The sequence below is a fragment of the Kribbella sp. NPDC104740 genome (assembly GCF_055583505.1).
In genome coordinates, this window is the sequence record NZ_JBVJNV010000001.1 from 1061526 (window position 1) to 1084600 (window position 23075).

Sequence of the window (23075 nt, forward strand, 5' to 3'; positions counted from 1 at the left end):
TCTCCGATCGGACGGACCCGAGGTCGGGCGCCGACCCGGGCCCGAGTGCTCAGGCAGGATGGAACGATGGTCGATCTGCCCCGCGGCAACCGGCACTTGCAGCCGGTCGGCGCCGAGAACGCGGCGCTCGACCGCGGCGACAGCGCGCCGGCGACTGAGACCCTGATCGGCAGCGTCGAGCTGCTGGCCGGGTCGGTGCGGGTGGCGCTGGTCAGTTCGGCGGGCCGGATCGTCCGGCGTGCCGAGCAGGAGTTCCCGGCGACCGACGACCCCGGCGTACTGCGGGCGGCTCTGCAGGACACGGTGGAAGGCTGCCTGGCCGGCAGCGATCCGTGCGGTGTCGGCGTGGCCAGCGCCGGTCTGGTCGACCACACCACCGGGGTGCTGCGGCGGATCGACGACCGGCCGGGCTTCACCGGCTACCCGATCGCCGCGTCGCTGAACCGGCTGCTCGGCTGCCCGGTGTTCGTGGACCACCGGGCCCGCCTGCAGGTGCTCGGCGACCGCTGGTTCGGCCAGGGCGCCGGGCGGGCGTCGTTCGCCTCGGTCGCGACGGGGGACACGCTCGGCGTCGGGCTGCTGCACGAGGGGCAGGTGATCGCGCCGCTCGGTGGCCGCAGCGGCGCGCACATCACGGTCGCGGTCGGCGGCCGGCGCTGCTCGTGCGGGAACCTCGGGTGCTGGAAGACGATCGCCACCTCGACCTGGTTGCGCCAGGAGGCGACGGTCCGCGGTCTCGGCGAGATCACCGGCGTGGGCGATCTGATCGCCGCCGCCCGCGAGAACACCGGAGCGCGCCGCCTGATGGCCGAGTACGCCGACAACCTCGCCGTCGGCCTGTCCTCGGTCCAGCACCTGCTCGCGCCCGGGCTCTACATCGTGCACGGCGACGCGGCGGTCGGTGGCGGCGAGTTCCTCGGCCGGATCGAGGAACGGCTGCGTGCGGTCAGCGACTGGGCCGAGTTCGCCGAGCGCCCGCGGGTGGTCGCCGCGGACACCGCCGCGGACGACGTCGCGCTGCTCGGCGGCGCCGGTCTGGTGCTGTCCCGCCTGTCCGGCCAGTGAGCCCACGCCGTTCGCGGAGTTGCCGCGCGACCCGGCCGCGCTCACGCGACGTCCAAGGCTCGCCGTCGCCTTGCGCGCCGCGGGTCCGGCTCGAGTACGGCGTCCAGCAGCGCACGCGTGTACGGATCGGACGGGCTGTCGAACACCGTCGCCACCGGCCCGCTCTCGACCACTGCTCCACCGCGCATCACCGCGACCCGGTCGGCGAGCTTCCGCACCACCGCCAGGTTGTGCGACACGAACACGTAGCTCAGGTTGAACTCCCGCTGCAGCGACGACAGCAGATCCAGCACCTGAGCCTGCACCGACACGTCCAGCGCGCTCGTCGGCTCGTCGAGCACGATCACCTCGGGCCGCAACGCCAGCGCCCGCGCGATCGAGATCCGTTGCCTCTGGCCACCGGAGAACTCGTGCGGGTACCGGGAGGCGACGTCCGTCTCCAGCCCGACGGCGGTCAGCAGCGAGGCGACCTGCGCCTCCCGCTCGGCCCGCCCACGCCGCCCACGAAGCCCTGGCTCGTGCGTCACCAGAGGTTCGGCCACGATGTCGACCACGCGCATCCGCGGATTCATGCTGGAGAACGGGTCCTGCAGCACCACCTGCAGATCCCGCCGCAGCGCCCGGAGCTCGCCCGGCGGCAGAGAGAAGAGATCCCGACCGCCGACCTCGACGCGACCGGAGGTCGGCGGCAGCAGCCCGAGCATCATCCGGGCCAGCGTGGTCTTGCCCGACCCGGACTCGCCGACCACCGCGAGCGTCTCACCGCTCCGCAGCTCGAGCGAAACGTTGTCCACGGCAACCACTGGCGCGCGGCCGCGGACGTCGTACTCCTTGCACAGCTGGGAGGTGCTGAGCAGTACCCGCTGTTCGGTCATGCCGGGGTCTCCTCGCGCAGTCGGGGCGTGGCGGCCAGCAGCTGCTGGGTGTAGGGGTGCTGCGGATCGGTCAGGATCGAGAGGACGTCGCCGCTCTCGACCACCTCGCCGGCCCGCATCACCAGGACGTCGTCGGCCATGTTCGCCACCACGCCGAGGTCGTGCGTGATCAGCAGCAGCGCCATCTGCCGCTCCTGCTGCAGCTCGGCCAGTACGTCGAGGATCTGCGCCTGGACCGTGACGTCCAGTGCCGTCGTCGGCTCGTCGGCGATCAGCAGCCGCGGCCCGGCGACCAGCGCCATCGCGATCATCGCGCGCTGCCGCAGGCCGCCGGAGAGCTGGTGCGGGTACTGCGCGGCGCGGCGTTCGGGGTCGTCGATCCCCGCGGACTCCAGGGCGGCGATCACCTCGGCGCGGTACCGGGACCCGCGGCCGCCGCGGTGCCGGCTGAGCACCTCGGCGATCTGCGCGCCGATCCGGCGGACCGGGTTGAGGCTGGACATCGGGTCCTGGAAGACCATCGCGATCTGCTCGCCGCGGACCTTGCGCAGCTCGGGTTCGGGCAGCTTCAGCAGGTCCTGGCCGTCGTACCGGATCTTGCCGGACGGGTACGCCGCGGGCGGCTCGGGGTTGAGCCGCAGGACGCTGCAGGCGGTGGCCGACTTGCCGCTGCCGGACTCGCCGACGATGGCCAGCGTCCGGCCGGCCCGCAGCTCGAAGGAGATGCCGCGGACCGCGTGCACGGTCCGGCCGGGCAGGGCGAAGTCGACGCGCAGGTCGTCGACGGACAGGATCGGTGCGCTCACAGCTTCGCCTCCGGCTCGACGGTCGGGTTCGGTGCGCTCATCGGCGGTACGCCCTCGGGTCGACGGCGTCGCGGATCGCGTCGCCGGTGATGTTGATGGACAGCGCGGTCAGCATCAGCGCCAGCCCCGGGAAGACCGCGATCCACCACGAGGTCCCGAGGTAGAGCTGGCCGTCGGCCAGCATCGAGCCCCAGGTCGGGATCTCGGCCGGTACGCCGAGGCCGAGGAAGCTCAGCGCCGACTCGACCACGATCGCCGAGGCGACGTTCAGCGCGGCGATCGTGATCAGCGGCGCGAACACGTTCGGCAGCAGGTGCCGGCGCATGATCGTGGCCGGACCGACGCCGATCGCGCGGGCCTCCAGGACGAAGTCGCGTTCGCGCAGCGACAGCACGCTGGACCGGGTCACTCGGGCGTAGGAAACCCAGTTGGTGACACCGAGCACGATGATCACCACCCACAGGCCGTTGCCCAGGAACGCGACCACGGCCAGCGCGAGCAGGATCGACGGGAACGCGAGCTGGACGTCGGCCAGCCGCATCAGCACCCGGTCGGCCCAGCCGCCGCGGTACCCGGCGACGATCCCGATCACCGCGCCGATCGTGCCGGAGATCAGCGCGACCGCGAGCCCGACGAACAGCGAGATGCGGGCGCCGTAGATCAGCCGGCTGAGCACGTCGCGACCGAGGTTGTCGGTGCCCAGCAGGTGGGCGCTGCCCGGCGGGCTCAGCCGGGTCAGCAGGTCCTGGGCGTTGGGGTCGTCGGGCGCGACCACCGGCGCCAGGATCGCGCACAGCACGACCAGGGCCAGCAGGATCAGCGCGGGCAGGGCCAGCCGGCCCCGGAGTACGCGAACGATCATCGGCCGAGCCTCACTCTCGGGTCGAGCAGCGTGTAGGACAGGTCGACGAGCAGGTTCACCACGACGAAGACCAGCGCGAAGAACAGCACCGCGCCCTGGACCAGCGGGAAGTCGCGGTTGGCGATCGCCTCGACCGTGAGCCGGCCGATCCCCGGCCAGGAGAAGACCTGCTCGGTCAGGATCGCGCCGCCCAGCAGGGATCCGAGCTCCAGCCCGACCACCGTGACGACCGGCAGCGAGGCGTTGCGCAGCCCGTGGCCGAGCACGACCTGGCCGCGGGTGAGGCCCTTCGCGGTCGCCGTACGGATGTAGTCGGCGGACAGCTCCTCGGCGAGCGAGGTCCGCAGGACCCGGGCGACCACCGCGATCGAGTAGATCGACAGTGTGACGGTCGGCAGCACGAGGTGGGCGACGCTGCCGTACCCCGCGGCCGGCAACGCGTGCAGCCGGACGGCGAACAGCAGGATGAACACGATGCCGACCCAGAACGCCGGGGTGGACTGCCCGATCAGCACGATCCCGCTGATGATCGTGTCGGTGATCCGGCCGCGGTGGACGCTGGCGAGGATGCCCGCGGGCAACGAGATCAGCAGCGACAGCACGAGCGCCGAGACGGCCAGCAGGGCGGTGGCCGGGAGGCGTTCACCGATCAGCGAGACGACCGGCTGGTCGAAGAAGATCGACCGGCCGAGGTCGCCCTGGACCAGGCCGCCGAGGTAGTCGACGTACTGGGCGAACAGGGACTGGTTGAGGCCGAGCTCGGCGGCGAGCTGGTCGGCCTGCTCCTTGGTGGCGTCCGGCGGCAGCAGCAGCGCCAGCGGGTCGCCGGAGATCCGGACCAGCAGGAACGCGACGGTCGCGACCACCAGCAGCACGATCAGCGACGAGACGATCTTGCCGAGCACGGTCCGGCCGAGGCTGAGGGTCCGGTTCCGGCCGGTACGGCGTACGGCCGGAGCCGTTGACGCGATCAGGTCAGTCATCGCGCACCGCGCTCTGCAGGGCGAGGTGGCCGATCACGTTCGGCGTCCAGCGCACCCGGTCGTTCGAGATGACGATGGTGTCGGCTTGGTAGAGGAACACGAAGGGGGCCTCCTGGGAGAGCAGGCGCTGCAGGGAGCTGAAGGCCTTCTGGCGGTCGGCCGGGCGGATCGAGTTCTCCTCCTGGTCGATCAGCCGGTCGGCCTGCGGGTTCGACCAGCGGCTCTGCCGGCGGCCGGTACGGACGTTGGACTGCACCGGGCTGGAACCGTCGAGCGTCCAGCCGGTGGTGGCGGCCAGATACATCGGGCCGAGCGCCTTGCGGTTGTCGCTGGTCAGTCGCTTCGAGTACGTCGACGGGTCGAGCAGCGAGACCTTCGCCTGGATGCCGACCTTCGTCAGCAGCCCGGAGATCGCCTGCGCGGTGGTCGCGTCGGTGCTGGACGCGGTGAGCGTGGTGGACAACCCCTTCGGGTGACCGGCCTGGGTGAGCAGCCCGCGGGCCAGGTCGAGGTCCCGCCGGTACGGCGCGATCGCGGGATCGAAACCGAACGACTCCCGCGGGATCATCGTCGGCACCTCGCGGCCGTGGCCGTTCAGGGTCGCCTTGACCAGCAGCGGGACGTCCATCGCGTGGTTGAGCGCCCGGCGTACGCGGACGTCGGCGAACGCCGGGTCGGTGGTGTCCAGCGACAGGTACGACATCCGCAGCCCGGGGAACGAGCTGACCCGGACGCCCTTGTAGCCCTCGAGCTGCAGGGCCGCGTCGGGGACGAGCCCGGTGACGAGGTCGACCTCGTCGCTCTGCAGCGCGGCCAGCGCGGAGGCCGGGTTCTGGATGGTCTGGATCTCCAGCTCGTCGTACGCCGGTCTGCTCTCCCAGTGCTTGTCGAAAGCGCGCATCCGGATGCCGACACCGCGCTTCCAGCTCTCGAACCGGAACGGGCCGGTGCCGACCGGCGCGGCGGCGAACTTCTCGTCGCCGACGTCGGCCAGGTACTTCGGCGGAACCATCACGCCGCCGAACAGCGACAGCTTGGCCGGCAGCACCGGGTCGGGCTGGTCGAGCACGAAGTCGACCGTGTAGTCGTCGACGACGCGGACGCCGGTGACGTAGCGCAGCTCGACGATCGGCGACTGGGTCTTCGGGTCGAGCAGGCGCTCGATGCTGAACTTCACGGTCTTGGCGTCGAACGCCTCACCGTTGTGGAAGGTGACGCCGCGCCGCAGCACGAACCGCCAGTGGTGGTCGTCGACCGGCGTCCAGCTCGTCGCCAGGCGGGGGACCAGCTGGTTGTGCACGTCCCGCGCGGTGAGCGTGTCGAACAGGTTGATCAGGACGTTCATCGTCGTCATCCCGCCCTGCTTCTGCGGGTCGAGCGTCGTCGGGTCGACCGATTGCGACACCCGGATCCGGCGTCCGGAACCGGCCGGTTCGGCCGTCCCGCAGCCGGCCAGCAGCGAGGGCATGCCGAGCAGCGGGACGCCGACGGCGGCGGTGGTCAGCAGCCGCCGGCGGGTCAGGGGTGGTTGGAGGTTCCTCAACGCCGCAATCCTCCTCATAAATGAAACTTGGGTTTCATCTGATGAAACGTTGGTTGCTTACAATAACCTGTGATCATGACGAGCGACAGTGGTTCGGTGGAATCGCCGCGGGCAGCGGCGGTCAAGGTGCTGGATGTGCTGGTGGCGCTGTCCGAGCACGGCGGCAGCCACCGGATCGTGGATCTAGCGGCCCGGACCGACCTGCCCAAGGCCACTGTCTACCGGTTGCTGCAGCACCTGGTCGGCCAGGGGTTCGCCGTGGCCGAACCCGACAGCACGTACCGGATCGGGCCGCGCTTCCTCGGCATCGCCGCGGCGACGCTCGCCGATGCGCCGTGGCGCAAGGTCGTTCGCGCGGCGCTGGAGTCGCTGCGGACGTCGACCGGCCTCAGCGCGCACTTCGCGCAGCCGTACGGCGACCAGTTGGTGGTGGTCGACGCGGCCGAGTCGCTGGACCCGTTCGGGATCCCGGTGCGGCCCGGGCTGACGACCGCGATGGAGCAGACGGCGTTCGGGCAGGCGATCTTCTCGGGGGCGGCAGGTGCCGTCGTACGGCTGGATGGCGGTCAGCTGCGGTCGGTGGCGGCGCCGGTGTTCCATCGCAACGGCGAGGTGCTGGGTGCGCTGGGGGTTGCGGGGACGGAGTTCACGCTGGCTGATCAGGCGGCGGAGCGGATCCGGGCGTTGGTGCAGTCGGCCGCGGCGGATGCGTCGGCGGTGCTGACTGCCCCGTCTTTCGGGCACCGGACTGCTTGAGGTACAGCGTTGGGGGCGGCCGCGGCCCGGCGGTCAGCTGGACGTCGCGGTGAGCGGCTGCGGTTAACTGGTTCTGGCGGTGGCGAGCAGGTCGGCGATGCGGCGACGGGCGGCCTTCGGGTGCAGCGGTTCGCAGCCGGCGTCGAGGCAGCGCTTGACGACTCGGGGGTCGTCCTTCAGGAGCAGCAATCCACGGCGCAGCAGGGTGAACGGCGGTTTGCGGTGCTCGCGCAGGTCGCGCTGGAACCGACGCAGGAACGTGACGATCCGGTGGTGCCGCACGCAGATCGCGGCCGCCAGCAGGCCGCGGGTCTTCAGCTCGCCGACGATCTGGTCGGCAAAGATGCCCTCGGCAACGATCAGCGGCTGCCCGGCGGTGCTCAGCCGGTGGTGCCCGACGGTCGCGTTGGCCCGGATGTCGTACGCCGGCAGCTCGGCTGACCCGTTCGTGCACAGCGCTTCCAGCGCGTCGACCGCGCGGTTGGCGTCCCAGGAAGCGGGGTCGTCCCAGTCGACGATCCCGAGCGGCGACCGCGGCATCGCCGCGTCGTCCCCGTCCCGGTAGAAGTCGTCGAGCCGGACGACCGGCAACCCGACCAGCTCGGCCAGATGGGACTTCCCGGTCCCGGACGGCCCGGCCAGCAGGACTACACGCGCACTCACGCGAGCCATTCTCCGCCATCGGGAACTCTCGGGTAACACCAGGCATCCAACCGGCGATGTCACCATCGATCCGTCCAGACAGGAGACCACTGATGCTGACCCGCCCGGGCACGCTCGCGTACGGCGTCGTCGCGGCACTCGTCGCCGCAAAGGCGGTGTGGATGTTCAGCGTCGACGGCATCTGGGACGGCAGCCGGGCGTGGGCCGCGGTGCTGCTGGAGATCGTCGCCGTCGCGACCTGTGTGCTGTTCGCGGCCGCGACCGTCACCCGCCGGCCCTTGTGCGGCGACGGCGACCACCTGCTGACGCGCTACGGGTGGGTCGTGCTGCTGAGCCTGACCGCGTTCGCGATTCTCCTGACGCTGGTGGCCGACGTGCCGGAGTTCGGGGTGTTCCCGATCTCGCCGGTGATCCTGGTGCCCTTCGGCGTCGCCCGGCTCGAGCGGGCGTACTTCGAAGGCGTCGAGGAGACCCGCCGAGCCGCGGCGGCCGCGCGGGCCGAGCAGCAGTAGACGAACCTCCCCGGAACCCCGTGCTCATCTGAGCGCGGGGCTGCTCTCATGCTCCGCGAACTCTTGACACCTCCCCGCGCAAACGCTTCACTCTAGTTTGAGCAACGCCCTGCTCAGATGAGCGAGTCCCCGGATGTGAAGGAGCAGCTCGTGCTGGAACAGCGGAAGCGGGTGGGGGCGGCCGCGCTCGCCCTCGTCCTGGTGACGACGGCTGGTGGGTGCGCCGGCTGGGGTGGTGGGGCCGGTGGTGGCGGTGCGGACAGCATCAACGTGCTGATGGTGAACAACCCGCAGATGGTCGACCTGCAGAAGCTCACCGCCGACAACTTCACCAAGCAGACCGGGATCAAGGTCAACTACACCGTGCTGCCCGAGAACGACGTCCGGGACAAGATCAGCCAGGAGTTCTCCAGCCAGGCCGGCCAGTACGACGTGGCCTCGCTGAGCAACTTCGAGATCCCGATCTACGCGACCAGCAAGTGGATCGCGCCGCTGTCGGACTACATCGCCAACGACCCGAACTTCAACCAGGACGACGTCCTGAAGCCGATGACCGAGTCGCTGAGCGGCGCCGACGGCAAGGTGTACGGCGAACCGTTCTACGGCGAGTCGTCGTTCCTGATGTACCGCAAGGACATCCTGGAGTCCAAGGGCGTGACGATGCCCGCGAAGCCGACCTGGCAGCAGGTCGCGGACATCGCGGCCAAGGTCGACAACGCCCAGCCGGGGATGCGCGGCATCTGCCTGCGCGGCCAGCCGGGCTGGGGTCAGCTGTTCGCGCCGCTGACCACCGTCGTGAACACCTTCGGCGGCACCTGGTTCACCGACGACTGGCAGGCGCAGGTGAACGCCCCGGAGTTCACCGAGGCGACCAAGTTCTACGTCGACCTGGTCCGCAACCACGGCGAGCTCGGCGCGCCGCAGGCCGGCTTCACCGAGTGCCTGAACAACCTCGTCCAGGGCAACGTCGCGATGTGGTACGACGCGACCTCGGCCGCGGGTTCGCTCGAAGCGCCCAACTCACCGGTCAAGGGCAAGATGGGCTACGCCCCGGCGCCGGTCGTCAAGACCGACAGCTCCGGCTGGCTGTACGCGTGGTCCTGGAGCATCCAGGAGGCCAGCAAGAAGAAGGACAACGCCTGGAAGTTCATCTCCTGGGCGTCCAGCAAGCAGTACGAGGAACTGGTCGGCAAGGAGCTCGGCTGGTCCCGCGTCCCGGCGGGCAAGCGCGCGTCGACGTACACCAACCCGGAGTACGTGAAGGAGGCGGGCGCGTTCGCCGAGCCGACCAAGCAGGCGATCGAGGCGGCCGACCCGCGCAACCCGGGTGTGCAGCCGCGGCCGGCGATCGGGATCCAGTTCGTCGACATCCCCGAGTTCCCCGATCTCGGGACGCAGGTCAGCCAGGACGTCAGCTCGGCGATCGCCGGGCGGATGAGCGTCGACGAGGCGCTGAAACGCGGCCAGGAGCTCGCGGACGACGTGGCGGAGCGCTACCGCTCCCGAGAAGCGAAGTGAGGAAGCCGTCATGAGTGTCGACACCGAGGCACGCACCAGCGGCCGGCACGCCGCCAACAAGCCGCCGGGCGGCCAGTCCACGATGCTGCGCAAGACCGGCGACTGGGCCCGCCGGGCACCGTTGCTGCCGGCCCTGATCTTCATGATCGTGGTGACCCAGCTGCCGTTCGTGGTCACGATCATCACCTCGTTCATGGACTGGAACGCCTACTACCCCGACGAGCGCGGCTTCGCCGGGATCGACAACTTCCGCCGCGTGCTCACCGACGCGAACACCCGGCAGGCGATCCTGGTGACGATCCTGCTGACCGCGGCCGTCGTGCTGATCAGCCTGGTCCTCGGGCTGGTGATCGCGTTGCTGCTGGACCGGAGGTTCCGCGGCCGCGGGATCGTCCGGACGATGATGATCACGCCGTTCCTGGTCGTACCGGTCGCGGCCGCGCTGCTGTGGAAGCACGCGCTCTACAACCCGGAGTACGGGCTGTTCAACGGCCTGCTGACCTGGATCTTCGGCGACAACGCGCCGCAGCCGGACTGGATCAGCAACCAGCCGCTGTGGTCGGTGATCTTCGCGCTGGTCTGGCAGTGGACGCCGTTCATGATGCTGATCCTGCTGGCCGGGCTGCAGAGCCGGCCGCTGGACGTGATCGAGGCGGCCGGGATCGACGGCGCCAGCCAGTGGGACATCTTCCGCTACATGACGCTGCCGCACCTGCGCCAGTACCTCGAACTGAGCGCGCTGCTCGGCTCGATCTACGTCGTGCAGAACTTCGACGCGGTCTTCACCATCACGTCCGGCGGGCTCGGGACGGCGAACCTGCCGTACACGATCTACCAGACCTTCTACACCGCGCACGACTACGGCCGGGCCTCGGCCGCGGGCGTGATCGTGGTGATCGGCACGATCATCATCGCGACGTTCGCCCTGCGGTCGGTCTCGTCGCTGTTCAAGGAGGAGGGCCGATGAGCAACACCGTGACGATCGTGACCGGCAAACGCAACCGCGGTGGCGGGGTCGTGCTCAGCGGCCTGGCCTGGATCGTCGGCACGCTGTTCGTGCTGCCGGTGCTGTGGATGGCGCTGACCTCGTTCCACGCCGAGGAGGACGCGGCCAAGAACCCGCCCGACCTCGCCGCGCCGCTCACGCTGGACGGCTACCGGTCGTTCTTCGACAGCGGCCCGTGGCCGTCGATCGCGAACTCGCTGACCGCGAGCATCCTGTCCACGGTCCTGGTCATCCTGCTCGCCTTCCCGGCGGCGTACGCGCTGTCGATCAAGCCGGTCAGGAAGTGGACCGACGTGATGTTCTTCTTCCTGTCCACCAAGATGCTGCCGGTGGTGGCCGGGCTGCTGCCGATCTACCTGTTCGCGCAGTTCACCGGGCTGCTGGACAACATCTGGCTGCTGATCGTGCTCTACACCTCGATGAACCTGCCGATCGCGGTCTGGATGCTGCGCAGCTTCCTGGCCGAGGTGCCGGTGGAGATCCTCGAGGCGGCCTCGGTGGACGGCGCCGGGCTGCTCCGGACGTTGCGCTCCGTGGTCGCTCCGGTGGTCACCCCGGGGATCGCGTCGGCGGCGCTGATCTGCTTCATCTTCAGCTGGAACGAGCTGCTCTTCGCCCGGGTCCTGACAGGTACGGTGGCCCAGACCGCACCGGTGTTCCTGACCGGCTTCGTCACCAGCCAGGGGCTGTTCCTGGCCAAGGTCTGCGCGGCCTCGCTGGTGGTGTCGCTGCCCGTCCTGATCGCCGGCTTCGCCGCCCAGGACAAGCTGGTCCAGGGCCTGTCGCTGGGAGCCGTCAAGTGACCTTGCAGAAGCTCAGTTCCGCCGCGTTGTCCGCGCTCGACCCGCGGGTCGGCGTCCCGGCGTACGACCGTACGGCGGTCCGCCCGGGCATCGTGCACTTCGGGGTCGGCGGCTTCCATCGGGCGCACCAGGCGATGTACCTGGACCGCCTGATGGGCGAGGGCAAGGCGCTGGACTGGGGGATCTGCGGCGTCGGCGTGCTGCCGCAGGACCGGCGGATGGCCGACGTGATGGCCGCCCAGGACTGCCTCTACACGCTGGTGGTCAAGCACCCGGACGGGACGCTGGAGCCGCGGGTGATCGGCTCGATCGTGGACTACCTGTTCGCGCCGGACGACCCGGAGGCGGTGCTGGCCCGGATGACCGACCCGGCGACCCGGATCGTGTCGCTGACCATCACCGAGGGCGGGTACCACGTCAACCAGGTGACCGGTGAGCTCGACGCGTCCGACCCGGGTCTGGCCGCGGACCTGGTACCGGGTGCCACTCCTGGTACGGCGTTCGGCCTGATCGTCGAGGCGCTGGCCCGGCACCGGGCGGCGGGGACGAAGCCGTTCACGGTGATGTCCTGCGACAACATCCCGGGCAACGGGCACGTCGCGAAGAAGATGCTGACCGCGTTCGCCCGGCTGCGCGACGCCGACCTGGCCGACTGGATCGGCGCCGAGGTGCGGTTCCCGAACTGCATGGTCGACCGGATCACGCCGGTCACCGCCGACGAGGACCGCGCGGCGCTGGCCGAGCGGTTCGGGATCGAGGACGGCTGGCCGGTGGTGTGCGAGCCGTTCACGCAGTGGGTGCTGGAGGACGACTTCGGCGGTGAGCGGCCGGCGTACGAGGAGGTCGGCGTGCAGGTGGTCGAGGACGTCGAGCCGTACGAGCTGATGAAGCTGCGGCTGCTCAACGCCTCGCACCAGGCGCTGTGCTACCTGGGGTACCTGGCCGGCTACCGGTACGCGCACGAGGTGTGCCAGGACAAGCTGTTCGTCGACTTCCTGCTCGGCTACATGACCGAGGAGGGCCAGCCGACGCTGCCCGACGTACCAGGGGTGGACCTGGAGCAGTACAAGCACCAGCTGATCGAGCGGTTCGCCAACCCGGAGGTGCGGGACACCCTGGCCCGGCTGTGCGCGGAGAGCTCCGACCGGATCCCGAAGTGGCTGGTGCCGGTCATCCGCGAGCAGCTGGCTGCTGGTCGCGGTGTAGAGCGGTCGGCGCTGGTGGTGGCCTCCTGGGCCCGGTACGCCGAGGGCGTGGACGAGCAGGGCCAGCCGATCGAGGTGGTCGACCGGCTGCGCGACAAGCTCGTCGAGCGCGCCCAGCACAACCAGCAGGACCCGCTGGTGTTCGTCTCCGACAGGGACCTGTTCGGTGACCTGGTGGACGACGAGCGCTTCGTCACGGCGTACAAGGCGTCGCTGGCGTCGCTGCACGAGCGGGGCGCTCGCGCGACGCTGGAGGACCTGGCCGGATGAGCGGGGAGGGGGGCGAGGACGACGACGAGCTGCTGGCCGACGTGGCCCGGCGGTACTACCTGGACAACACCTCCAAGGTGGACATCGCCAAGCAGTTCGACCTGAGCCGGTTCAAGATCGCCCGGCTGCTGGAGGCGGCCCGGGAGCGGGGGATCGTGCAGATCCAGATCAAGAGCCCGTCGCCGGTCGACCGGGTGCTGTCCGAGCAGCTGGCGACAGCGTTGGGCATCCCGCGCTGTGTGGCGACGACCGCTACCGGGTCGGCTGAGCAGGTCAGGGCGCAGGTCGCGGAGGCTGCTGCCCGGACGGTGATGCCACTGGTCCGTGCGGGCGACCTGCTCGGGCTGACGTGGAGCCGGGCGGTGGACTCCATGGTCGACCACTTCGACGCGCTGCCGTCCTGCACGGTGATCCAGATGGCCGGGTCGCTGCACTCACCAGCTGGTGGCGGTACGACGGTTGACCTGGCCCGGCGGGCTGCAGAGCTTGCCGGCGGTACGGCGTACGCGGTGCACGCGCCGCTCGTCGTGGACGACGTCGCCGCCGTGACCGCGCTGCGCCGGCAGCCGGGGATCGCCGACACGCTCGCGATGGCTGACGGGCTCGACATCTCCGTGGTGGCGATCGGTGCCTGGCGCTCCGGTTGCTCCACGGTGTGGGACGCAGTGTCGGAAGCGGTGCGCGATGCAGGGGTCGCGGGCGGCGCCGTCGCCGAGGTGAGTGGGCATCTGCTGGACGTGGACGGCAAACTGGTCGCGTCACCGCTGGAGCAGATGATCATCGCGGTGTCGATCGACCAGTTGCGCCGCCCAGCCGAGCGGGTCGCACTGGCGGCCGGCGCGCACCGGGCTCCCGCGGTCGTCGCAGCGGTCCGGTCGGGACTGGTCAGCACGCTGGTGACCACCACCGACCTGGCCCGTGAGGTACTCCGCCTGTTGCCTGCCGCCGAGAGGAACTCCGTCTGATGACACAGCCGCAACTGGTCGCCGGTGTCGACTGCTCCACCCAGGCCACCAAGGTCGTGGTCTGCGACGCCGCGACCGGAGAGGTGCTGCGCGAAGGGCGTGCGCCGCACCCCGACGCCACCCAGGTCGACCCCGCCGAGTGGCTCCAGGCCTGGCGGATCGCGTCGGACGGCCTGCTGGACGGCGTACAGGCGCTGTCGGTCGGTGGGCAGCAGCACGGGATGGTGCTGCTCGACGAGGCCGGCGAGACGGTGCACCCGGCGGTGCTGTGGAACGACACCAGCTCCGCCGACGCCACTGCTGAGCTGGTGACCGAGCTGGGCGGCGCTGAGGCGTGGGCCGAGGCGATCGGCTCGCTGCCGGTGCCCAGCTTCACGGTGACGAAGCTGCGCTGGGTGCAGTCGGCCGCACCGGAGGCTGCTGCGCGTGCTGCCGCTGTGGCGCTGCCGCACGACTGGCTGACGCACCAGCTCGCCGCTGGTCGCTCGGGGATCGCTGACCTCACCACTGATCGCGGCGACGCCTCAGGTACCGGCTGGTGGTCGCCGGCGACCAACTCGTACCGGCCCGACCTGGTCGAGCGCGCCTTCGGGCGCTCGCTGCAGCTGCCGCGGGTGGCTGGGCCGCGAGAGGTGGTCGGCGAGACCGCAGCTGGTGCGCTGATCGCCGCTGGCACCGGCGACAACATGGCTGCCGCTCTCGGGCTGGACCTGCAGCCCGGTGACGTTGCTGTCTCTCTCGGCACCAGCGGCACGGCCTTCGCCACCAGCACGACGCCAACCGCCGACCCCAGCGGCTTCGTCGCAGGCTTCGCCGACGCGACCGGCGGCTACCTGCCCCTGGTCTGCACGCTGAACGCTGCCCGAGTCATGTCCGCCACCGCCTCCCTGCTCGGCCTGGAGCTCTCCGAGCTCGACGAGGCGGCTCTCAACTCGTCCGGGAGCAACGGCTTGGTCCTCCTCCCATACCTGGACGGCGAGCGCACCCCTGACCTCCCGCACTCGACCGGCCTGCTCTACGGCCTGACCCGGGCGACCATGCAGCCCGCCACGATGGCCCGCGCCGCTGTCGAGGGCATGCTGTGCGGTCTGGCGGATGCTGTCGACGCGCTGCGGGCGCAGGGGCTTCCGGTCGAGCGGGTGCTGCTGCTGGGCGGTGCTGCGCGCTCGCGCGCCGTACAGGCGTTGGCGCCTGCGCTGCTGGGTGCGCCGGTGGTGCTGCCGGAGCCGGGCGAGTACGTCGCGCTCGGCGCTGCCCGGCAGGCTGCCTGGGCGCTGTCGGGCGCTGACACGCCGCCGACCTGGTCGGTTGCCGTCGGCAAGCCGGAGTCCTCGATCCTCGACGACTCCGAGGCCGCGACGATCCGTGCCCGCTACGCTGCCGTCCTCGAGGGAACCCGCCCGCTCCTCACCAAGCCCTAGGGAACGCCCCCACCGGTCGGGACGTCCCAGCACGGACCCAACCGGTGAGGACCGATGAGCCGACGCGCCACCGCAGCGACTCGCCGGGCGAAAGCCGCCCGGCGGTCCCGTCGCGTCGCGGCCCGGCGGGTCCACCGGGAGCGCAGTCGCCGCCGCTGGCACTGGGACCCCGACGGCCTGATCACCCTCGCGTTCGCCCTGGCGGTGTTCGCCTTCGGCTTCTGGATCGCCCGCGACACCTACTACCTCCAGCACCGCGGCGAGGTGGTCCCGGCCACCGTCGTCCACGTGTCGTCCGGCAAACACCCCAAGCTCGACGTCCGCTACGTCACCAAGTCCGGCGAGACCGTCGAGGACGGCACCCGCAACTATGACGAGGCCACCACCGGTGCAACCATCGACGTCGTCTACGACCCCCAGGACCCGAAGCGCATGCAGGCCGCCGACTACGGCTTCGACTACGTCCTCCCCGGCCTCGCCGGTGCCCTCGGCGTCGGCCTGCTCGGCTACGCCTTCACCCAGTTCTACCGCCGCGGGCGGCACTCGTGAGCCGGTGGAAGACCCGGTACGAGGGCGGCGCGATGCTGCTGCTCGCCGTGGTCTTCGGGGTGATCGGTGCGGCCCAGGCCGACGACCTGCGGGGGCTGCGCGAGCGCGGGGAGGTCGTGCCGGGCGTCGTACTGGACAGGTTCGGCGGCAGGACCGAGCACATCACCGTCCGGTACGTGACGAAGACCGGCGAGACGGTCGAGGAGGAGACCTCCAACTTCTTCGACGCCGAGGTGGGTCAGACCATCGACGTGGTCTACGACCGCTCCGACCCGCACCGGATGCAGGCGGCGGACTGGGGAACCGACTACAGCGGGCCGATCTTCTTCGGTGTGGTGGCCGTGATCTGCCTGGCGATCGGGAGCGTCCTGCTCTGGTCCGCCCGCTGACAGCCTTTGCAGCTGGCTGCAAAGGTGTAACGAACGGGCCGGGGGCAACGATAGGCCGGTGAGGCGCGCGTGGGCGGGTCCGAACACCTGCTGGGGGAAGCGTGCGGTCGTTGATGCGTTCTGTGGTGGCACTCGCGGTGGGCGCGGCAGCGCTCGGAGCCGGGGTGCCGGCCCACGCGACGGCGGAGGCGGTGCCTTCGGTGCCGTCGGGTGTCGCAGCCGTGGGGACGTTCACCGGGGTGGAGCTTCGGTGGCAGCGGCCTGCCGAAGCCGAAGGGGTGACGGGCTTCGTCGTCCGTCGTTCGGTGAACGGAACCGAGACCAGCTACCCGACCTGGGGCACCAGCACCCTGACCGGTGAGGTCGCCTGGTCGCAGGTCGAACGGATCGAGGGCGCGACCTACTCGGTCGCCGCGGTGAGTGCGGAGGGCGAAGGTCCGGCCAGTACGCCGATCGCGCCCGCACCCACCCGGGAAGTGATCGGCCTGACCAACACCATCCGGCTGGAGACCGGGAACACCCGGACGTACGCGGCGCAGGTCGGCGTCCCGGGCGGCACCGAGGTCCTGCCGCTGGCCGTCGACGGACTGACACACGTGATCGGCCACGAGATCGCGCCGTCGCCCGACGGACGGGAGATCGCCTTCGCCAGGGGGCAGGAGAGCCTGTGGCGGGTGCGGACCGACGTCCCGGGGGCAGTCCCGGTGCAGCTGGTCGGCGGTTCCACCGGGATCATTCGGATGGCCTGGTCACCGGACGGTACCCGGATCGCCTACGAGCGTCTGCAGCCGGACAGCAGTTCCTGCGTCGACATGGTCGCGGCGACCGGTGGTACGCCGGTCCGGATCGGGTGTCACCTGCTGATGCCGACCTGGCTGCCGGACAACCAGACCATCCTCGTGAAAGACCAGTTCCAGGGACTCCTGCAGCGCGTCCAGGCACGGGCGAACGGCGCGGTGCTGAGCAGTATCGCCGGGACCGAGCAGGCCACCTACCCGGCCGTCTCGCCTGACGGGCGCTGGATCGCGTACGCCAGCGGCGCGGCCCCGGCCGTGATCCCGATCGCCGGTGGTACGCCCAAGCTCGGCGCCGCCGGGGCCCTGAAACTGAACTCGGTCGCCTGGTCACCGGACGCGACCAAGCTGCTGCTGAACCAGTCGGTGCCTCACGGTGGCAACGCGCTGCACGTCGTTTCGGTCGATGCGACCGGCCGGCCGGGCACTGCCGTCACGGTGTTCCAGCGGCCCTGGGACGAAATGCTCGGGACGGCGTTCTGGCAGGGCCCGCGCGTCGCGATCAAGCCGACCGCGACCATCAACGGCCCGAGCCTGTCGATTCCGTTCGACACCACCGGGATGGCCTCGCCGACGGTCACCTGCCAGCTCGACAGCGCGCCCGCGACGGCCTGCACCTCGCCGTACACGAAGACCGGGGTGGCCTCCGGCACCCACGTCTTCCAGGTGCGCGCGGTCGAGCCGGGTGGGCGGGCAACGGTGGCGATCCGGTACCTGAACGTCGATGCGGTGGCGCCGACGGTCGCGTTCACCTCGGGCGCTTTCGAGCTCACCAAGGCCGCGTCGGTCAGCCTGTCCTACGCCGCGACCGACTCCAGTGGCGTCGGCTCGTACGACGTGCGCTACCGGACCGCGACGTACCTGGGGAACTTCGGTGCCTACGTCAACGCCGCTTCCGCGACCAAGGCGACCTCGATCACGCTGAATGTTGCTGCAGGCAACGAATATTGCATGTCGGTGCGGGCGCGCGACGTCTTCGGCACGGTGTCGGGCTGGACCGCCGAGCGGTGCTTCTCGCGGCCGATGGACGACCGCGCGCTGACCGCGTCGGCGGGCTGGTCGCGCGGTGCGAACGGCGTCTACTACCTGGGCACGGTGACCAGCGGCGGTGCGAAGGGCATCTCGCTGACCCGCACGGTGCAGGCCAAGCGGCTGTACCTGATCGCGACCCGCTGCCAGACCTGCGGCACGCTGCAGGTCTACTACGGCGGCAAGTCGGTGGGCACGGTGAACCTGAACAAGGCGACCACCGAGTACCAGGCTGTGATCGCGCTGCCGACGCCGGCGACGTTTCTGTCGGGGACGGTCCAGCTGACCACTCGGGACGTGTCGATGACCAACCAGATCGACGGGCTGGCAGTACGCCGTACCTGAAGTCAGTCGGCAGTGGCTCGGATGTGGTCGGCCAGTGCGTCGGTTGCCCGGCGGGAGGCTGGGCGGCGGGTGCCGTGGGCCAGCAGGTGGCGGCGTAGCGACCAAGGGTCGGTCAGTGGGCAGATGTCGAGCTCCGGGCTCGCTGTGACGGCCCGGCGCGGGGTGATGGCCAGCCCGGCGCCGGACGTCGCCAGCGCGATCAGGGTGTGCAGGTCGGGGACCAGCGTGCGGTAGCGGGGGGCGGGTGCGTTCGCTGGGAGGTGGCGGTCGATCCACTGGCGCAGCGACGAGTCCAGGGAGACGCCGACCATCGGGTGCTCGGCCGCCTCGCGGTACGTCATCCCGGTGCGCCCGCTGAGGATGCCGCCGGCCTGGCCGATCACCACCAGGTGGTCCTCGCTGAGCGGTTCGAGCCGGAGGTCGGTGTCCTCGGCCTCGTCGTGCAGCACGATTCCCAGGTCGGCCTCGCCGTCGGCGAGCATCCGCAGGCTCTCCGGCGTCCGCTGCTCCGACACGGAGACGTCGTACTCGGGGTAGGCCCGCAGGAACGTGGTCAGCGCGAGCGGGACGATCCGGTGCATCCCGGACGCACCGGCAACCAGTACGACGGGCCGCCGCGGGGCAGCGGTGTAGCTGGCGATCGCGTTGTCCAGCCGGACGGTCTCGGCGAGCACGGCCTCCGCATGGCGAGCGAGGGAGCTCCCAGCGGGGGTAGGGCGAACGCCTCTGCGTTCGCGGATCAACAGAGGCAGACCGGCCTGCGCCTCCAGTGCGCGGACCCGGGCGCTGGCCGACGGGAGACTCAGGTGCATCCGCCGGGCGCCTGCGGTGATGGACCCTTCAGTCACGACGTGGACGAAGAGCCGCAGGTCCTCCAGGTCGTAGCGCATGGGCTCAGCCTAAGGCAGCAACAGAGGCTGGCTGCGGGAATCGCGCATTGTGCCGGTCGGCGGTAGCACCGATGCTCGAGAGATGGAAGAGGCCGTCGCTCGCGTCGCGTTGTCGTACGAGGCGTGCCAGCTCGCCGAGACCGCGGGCGCTGCGGTCCCGGCCGGCGGTGAGGAGCTCGTCGCGGCCCGCGCGGTGCTGCAGGCGGCTGACCGGTACGTGGAGTCGGTGGTGGCGCTCGCCAGGCTCCGGGGGAGCAGTTGGCAGCAGATCGCCGCCGCTCTCGGGTGGTCGGAGGAGGCTGTACGGCGTACGTCCTGCCCGGAGGTCGGCGACTGGTGGCGTGAGCACCTGATGGACGATCCAGCGGAAGCAGCCTGCGACCTCGACGACTGGGTGAGCCGCCACCTCGACTGCGACCCAGGCCCCGCACCTGTCTCCGGTGTGCTGCCGGCAACCGTCTGACCAGCCCGGTCCCGCAGGCTGAAGACTGAATTATGTTCCCGGGGAAATAAATGTAGGGTGACTGCCATGGCGAAGCAGGAACTCAATGACGGGTGGGTGCTCGAGGCGGTTGAGCCGGGGCGGATTCCGGAGGAGGTCCGCGGCGCGCTGCCGGTGGCGGCTGCGGTGCCGGGGACGGTGACGACCGACCTGCTGGCGGCCGGGCTGGTCCCGGATCCGTACCTCGACGAGAACGAGCAGCGGCTGGACTGGATCGGCCGGCAGGCCTGGCGGTACCGCTGCCGGTTCACGGCCACGACGGCCGCCAACAGCGACCTGGTCTTCGACGGGCTCGACACCCTCGCGCGGATCGAGCTCAACGGCCACGAGATCGCGAGTACGGCGAACATGCACCGCCGGTACCGGTTCGACGTCTCCGGCCTGCTCCTGGACGGCGACAATGAGCTCGTCGTCGAGTTCGCCTCGCCCTGGGGCCCGTCCGAGCAGGCGTACGCCGACGACTGGCCGGACGTCTACTCGCCGCACACCCACATCCGGAAGATGGCCTGCAACTTCGGCTGGGACTGGGGACCGGTGCTGGTCACCTCCGGGATCTGGCGGTCGGTGCGCCTGGAGCAGTGGGCGGATGCGCGACTCGGCGCCGTCCGGCCGCAGGTGACGGTTGCCGACGGCAAGGGTCAGGTGATCGTCGACGTCGAGGTCGTCGGGGCCGACCAGGCCGTGACGGCGCGCGTCGCCGGCATGGAGGCCACCGCCCACACGGCCAACGGCACAGCGCACCTGGAGCTGACCGTCCCCGATCCCGAACTGTGGTGGCCGGTCGGGTACGGCGAGCAGCCGCTCTACGAGCTGGAGGTCGAGCTGGCCCAGCGCGTGGACACCTGGACCAGGAAGATCGGCTTCCGCAGCCTCGAGGTGGACACGGTCCCGGACGCCGACGGCATCCCGTTCGTCTTCGTCGTCAACGGCCGGCCGATTCCCGTCCGCGGCGTGAACTGGATCCCCGACGACTGCTTCCTGCCGCGCGTCGACCGGGCCCGGATCGACCGCCGGCTCGACCAGGCGCTGCGCGCGAACGTGAACCTGGTCCGGGTCTGGGGTGGTGGCGTCTACGAGAGCGACGAGTTCTACCAGGCCTGCGACGAGACCGGTCTGCTGGTCTGGCAGGACTTCCTGTTCGCGGTCGCGCCGTACCCCGAGACGCCCGAGATGATGGCCGAGATCGATGCCGAGGCCCGCGACAACGTCGAGCGGCTGATGAGCCACCCGAGTCTCGCGCTGTGGAACGGCAACAACGAGAACTGGCTCGGCTGGGGTTTCGAGGACTGGGACTGGAAGGGCCGCGTCGCCGGTCGCGGCTGGGGCAGCACGTACTACCTGGAGACGCTGCCGAAGGCGGTGGCCGACGTCGACCCGGCGCGCTACTACTGGCCGGGCAGTCCGTACTCCGGCAGCCCGGAGGTGTTCTACAACGACTCGTCGAAGGGGCTCGTGCACCTCTGGGACGCGTGGAACGAGAAGGACTACACCGTCTACCGCGACTACCCGGCGCGGTTCGTCGCCGAGTTCGGTTGGCAGGGACCGATGACGATGTCGACGCTGACCCGCGCGGTCCACGATGACGTCCTCGCGCCCGACTCGCCCGCGATGCTGAACCACCAGAAGGCCGGCGACGGCAACGGCAAGCTCGAGCGCGGGCTGGCTCCGCACTTCGAGCTGCCGGAACGGTTCGACGACTGGCACTGGGCGATGCAGCTCAACCAGGCGCGTGCCTTCCAGCTCGGCATCGAGTACTTCCGCTCGCTGCAGCCGCTGAACATGGGTGCGATCATCTGGCAGCTCAACGACTGCTGGCCGGTCGTGTCGTGGGCGGTCGTCGACGGCGACGAGCGGCTGAAGCCGGCCTGGTACGCGCTCAGGGACGCCTACCGTCCCCGGCTGCTCACCTTCCAGCCCGGCCCGGCCGGCCTGGCCGTGGTCACCGTTGACGACTCCGGCGCGGACTGGGCGACCGACGTCCGGGTACGGCGGATCGACCGCGACGGCACCGTCCTCGCCGAGCAGTCGGTGAAGCTGTCGACCGACGGCCTGGCGGCTGCGCGGGCGCTGGTCGAGGTGGCTGAGCCGGGCGACCCGGCGCGCGAGCTGCTGGTGGCGGAGACGTCCGAGGGCGACCGTGCGTTCTGGTACTTCGTGGAGGACAAGGACTTCGCGTACAGGCCGGCCGAGCTCGACATCACGGCCGCGGACGTCGACGACGCGGTGGAGCTGACCGTCACTGCGCGGAGGTTCGTGCGGGACCTCGCGGTCCTGGCGGACCGGGTGGCGCCGGCGGCCGAGGCCGACGAGATGCTGGTGACGCTGCTGCCGGGTGAGTCCGCGGTGATCCGGGTCCGTGGGGTGGCACGGGCCGAGCTGGAGCCCGCGCTGACCTACCCGGTCATCAGGTCCGCCAACGACCTGGTCGTCGAGGACCTGGGAGGCACGCCCTAGGCCCCGGCCCGGAACGTGCTCGGGCTGACCCCGTTGACCGCGTGGAACTGGCGGGAGAAGTACAGCGGATCGGTGTAGCCGACCGCGGTGGCGATCTCACCGACCGACAGAGCGGTGGTGATCAGCAGCTCCCGCGCCCGTGCGTTCCGCAGCCGGCGCAGGTACTCGATCACGCCCATCCCGGTGGACTGCTTGAACAACGCGGAGAAGTGCGACGTGCTCAGCCCGGCCAGCCGGGCGAGCTCGGCGACGCTCTGCCGGGTCGCCAGGTGCTGCCGCAGATGTTGCTGCACCAGCTCGATCCGGTCGTGACTCGGCGCCTGGCCGAGCAGCCGGTCGGCGGTCAGCTGGGCCAGCAGGTGCCACGCGGCGCCGGCCGCCGGGATCAGGCTGCCCGCGGTCTCGTCGCGCTCCAGGCTGGACAGAATCCGGTCGACGAGCCCCGAGGCGGTGTAGACGTCGCGGAGCTTCAGCGTGAGGGCCCGCTCCGGCCCACGGACGGCGTCGACCAGCGCGGCGGCGTCCGGACCGCAGACGTGCAGCCACCAGATCGACCACGGGTCGTGCTCGTCGGCCTGGTAGCTGTGCGGCATTCCTTCGGGGATGACCGCTGCCTCTCCCGCCGCGACGTGGGCCGTGACTCCGTCGGCCGAGACCTGGCCGGAACCCTCGGTGCAGATGATGACGATCGACTCCGGCGTACCGTCCGGGCGGCTGCGACCGTGCCCGGCGGCGCGTGGGAAGTAGCCCGCGTCGGTGACGAGCAGGCGTTCGGTGATCGGCTCGGAGCGCATCCGCCGGACCAGCGGCCGCGGCAGCACCTGGATGCGCTGGCCGGGGAAGCCGTCGGGGATGAGCACCCCGCCAGCT

General features: G+C 70.7%; 22 protein-coding genes. 14 read left to right on the forward strand and 8 right to left on the reverse strand.

Annotated features, from left to right (window positions below):
• The first annotated feature begins 66 nt into the window (after positions 1-66).
• Positions 67-1065: an ROK family protein gene (locus tag ACZ6Z4_RS05020; protein WP_465558262.1), complete on the forward strand. Its 999-nt coding sequence runs from the start codon at positions 67-69 to the stop codon at positions 1063-1065.
• A gap of 41 nt (positions 1066-1106) precedes the next feature.
• Here ACZ6Z4_RS05020 and ACZ6Z4_RS05025 read toward each other — a convergent pair whose 3' ends face one another.
• Genes ACZ6Z4_RS05025 through ACZ6Z4_RS05045 form a run of 5 tightly spaced genes read right to left on the reverse strand, consistent with a single transcriptional unit; the run spans position 1107 to position 6152 of the window.
• Complete coding sequence (locus ACZ6Z4_RS05025; protein WP_465558264.1) at positions 1107-1940, reverse strand: ATP-binding cassette domain-containing protein; 834 nt, start codon at positions 1938-1940, stop codon at positions 1107-1109.
• A complete protein-coding gene (locus ACZ6Z4_RS05030; protein WP_465558266.1) occupies positions 1937-2746 on the reverse strand; it encodes an ATP-binding cassette domain-containing protein in 810 nt (269 codons plus the stop codon). The genes ACZ6Z4_RS05025 and ACZ6Z4_RS05030 overlap by 4 nt, the downstream gene beginning before the upstream one ends.
• A gap of 37 nt (positions 2747-2783) precedes the next feature.
• Positions 2784-3608 carry an ABC transporter permease gene (locus tag ACZ6Z4_RS05035; RefSeq protein ID WP_363666443.1) on the reverse strand — a complete coding sequence of 275 codons (825 nt, stop codon included), beginning with the start codon at positions 3606-3608 and terminating at the stop codon, positions 2784-2786.
• Entirely contained in the window at positions 3605-4591 is a 987-nt protein-coding gene (locus ACZ6Z4_RS05040) for an ABC transporter permease (RefSeq protein WP_465558268.1), read from the reverse strand. The genes ACZ6Z4_RS05035 and ACZ6Z4_RS05040 overlap by 4 nt, the downstream gene beginning before the upstream one ends.
• The gene (locus tag ACZ6Z4_RS05045; RefSeq protein WP_465558270.1) at positions 4584-6152 is read right to left on the reverse strand and encodes an ABC transporter substrate-binding protein; all 1569 of its coding nucleotides are present in this window, start codon (positions 6150-6152) and stop codon (positions 4584-4586) included. Before ACZ6Z4_RS05045 ends, ACZ6Z4_RS05040 begins: the two co-directional genes overlap by 8 nt.
• A gap of 57 nt (positions 6153-6209) precedes the next feature.
• Here ACZ6Z4_RS05045 and ACZ6Z4_RS05050 point away from each other — a divergent pair, with 57 nt between their 5' ends.
• Complete coding sequence (locus ACZ6Z4_RS05050) at positions 6210-6890, forward strand: IclR family transcriptional regulator (protein ID WP_465558272.1); 681 nt, start codon at positions 6210-6212, stop codon at positions 6888-6890.
• Between the two features lie 63 nt (positions 6891-6953).
• On the opposite strand, the gene ACZ6Z4_RS05055 is transcribed toward ACZ6Z4_RS05050, so the two are convergent.
• Positions 6954-7553, reverse strand: coding sequence for a uridine kinase family protein (locus tag ACZ6Z4_RS05055; protein WP_465558274.1), 600 nt, complete (start codon positions 7551-7553; stop codon positions 6954-6956).
• Positions 7554-7645: 92 nt separating this feature from the next.
• Between ACZ6Z4_RS05055 and ACZ6Z4_RS05060 the strand changes: the two genes are divergently transcribed.
• The 10 genes from ACZ6Z4_RS05060 to ACZ6Z4_RS05105 all read left to right on the forward strand — a co-directional run bounded on the left by ACZ6Z4_RS05060 (position 7646) and on the right by ACZ6Z4_RS05105 (position 18359).
• Positions 7646-8065 carry a hypothetical protein gene (locus tag ACZ6Z4_RS05060; RefSeq protein ID WP_465558276.1) on the forward strand — a complete coding sequence of 140 codons (420 nt, stop codon included), beginning with the start codon at positions 7646-7648 and terminating at the stop codon, positions 8063-8065.
• A gap of 117 nt (positions 8066-8182) precedes the next feature.
• Positions 8183-9583 (forward strand): ABC transporter substrate-binding protein, encoded by a 1401-nt coding sequence (locus ACZ6Z4_RS05065; RefSeq protein WP_465558278.1) that lies wholly within the window; start codon positions 8183-8185, stop codon positions 9581-9583.
• Positions 9584-9593: 10 nt separating this feature from the next.
• The gene (locus ACZ6Z4_RS05070; protein ID WP_363666429.1) at positions 9594-10550 is read left to right on the forward strand and encodes a carbohydrate ABC transporter permease; all 957 of its coding nucleotides are present in this window, start codon (positions 9594-9596) and stop codon (positions 10548-10550) included.
• Entirely contained in the window at positions 10547-11392 is an 846-nt protein-coding gene (locus ACZ6Z4_RS05075) for a carbohydrate ABC transporter permease (protein WP_465558280.1), read from the forward strand. The genes ACZ6Z4_RS05070 and ACZ6Z4_RS05075 overlap by 4 nt, the downstream gene beginning before the upstream one ends.
• Positions 11389-12867 carry a mannitol dehydrogenase family protein gene (locus tag ACZ6Z4_RS05080; RefSeq protein ID WP_465558282.1) on the forward strand — a complete coding sequence of 493 codons (1479 nt, stop codon included), beginning with the start codon at positions 11389-11391 and terminating at the stop codon, positions 12865-12867. The genes ACZ6Z4_RS05075 and ACZ6Z4_RS05080 overlap by 4 nt, the downstream gene beginning before the upstream one ends.
• A complete protein-coding gene (locus tag ACZ6Z4_RS05085) occupies positions 12864-13832 on the forward strand; it encodes a sugar-binding transcriptional regulator (protein WP_465558284.1) in 969 nt (322 codons plus the stop codon). The genes ACZ6Z4_RS05080 and ACZ6Z4_RS05085 overlap by 4 nt, the downstream gene beginning before the upstream one ends.
• A complete protein-coding gene (gene xylB, locus ACZ6Z4_RS05090) occupies positions 13832-15253 on the forward strand; it encodes a xylulokinase (protein ID WP_465558286.1) in 1422 nt (473 codons plus the stop codon). The genes ACZ6Z4_RS05085 and xylB overlap by 1 nt, the downstream gene beginning before the upstream one ends.
• Before the next feature lie 54 nt (positions 15254-15307).
• A complete protein-coding gene (locus ACZ6Z4_RS05095) occupies positions 15308-15802 on the forward strand; it encodes a DUF3592 domain-containing protein (RefSeq protein WP_465558288.1) in 495 nt (164 codons plus the stop codon).
• Positions 15799-16191: a DUF3592 domain-containing protein gene (locus ACZ6Z4_RS05100; protein WP_465558290.1), complete on the forward strand. Its 393-nt coding sequence runs from the start codon at positions 15799-15801 to the stop codon at positions 16189-16191. Before ACZ6Z4_RS05095 ends, ACZ6Z4_RS05100 begins: the two co-directional genes overlap by 4 nt.
• Positions 16192-16304: 113 nt before the next feature.
• On the forward strand, positions 16305-18359 hold the full coding sequence (locus ACZ6Z4_RS05105; RefSeq protein WP_465558292.1) for a hypothetical protein: 2055 nt from the start codon (positions 16305-16307) through the stop codon (positions 18357-18359).
• Positions 18360-18361: 2 nt separating this feature from the next.
• Here ACZ6Z4_RS05105 and ACZ6Z4_RS05110 read toward each other — a convergent pair whose 3' ends face one another.
• A complete protein-coding gene (locus ACZ6Z4_RS05110) occupies positions 18362-19249 on the reverse strand; it encodes a LysR family transcriptional regulator (RefSeq protein WP_465558294.1) in 888 nt (295 codons plus the stop codon).
• A gap of 82 nt (positions 19250-19331) precedes the next feature.
• On the opposite strand from ACZ6Z4_RS05110, the gene ACZ6Z4_RS05115 reads away from it, so the two are divergent.
• Positions 19332-19712 (forward strand): hypothetical protein, encoded by a 381-nt coding sequence (locus ACZ6Z4_RS05115; RefSeq protein WP_465558296.1) that lies wholly within the window; start codon positions 19332-19334, stop codon positions 19710-19712.
• Between the two features lie 66 nt (positions 19713-19778).
• Positions 19779-22205, forward strand: a complete 2427-nt coding sequence (locus tag ACZ6Z4_RS05120; protein ID WP_465558298.1) for a glycoside hydrolase family 2 protein — start codon at positions 19779-19781, stop codon at positions 22203-22205.
• Here the strand turns inward: ACZ6Z4_RS05120 and ACZ6Z4_RS05125 are convergent.
• The gene (locus ACZ6Z4_RS05125) at positions 22202-23065 is read right to left on the reverse strand and encodes a helix-turn-helix domain-containing protein (protein WP_465558300.1); all 864 of its coding nucleotides are present in this window, start codon (positions 23063-23065) and stop codon (positions 22202-22204) included. The genes ACZ6Z4_RS05120 and ACZ6Z4_RS05125 overlap by 4 nt on opposite strands.
• Positions 23066-23075 lie beyond the last annotated feature (10 nt).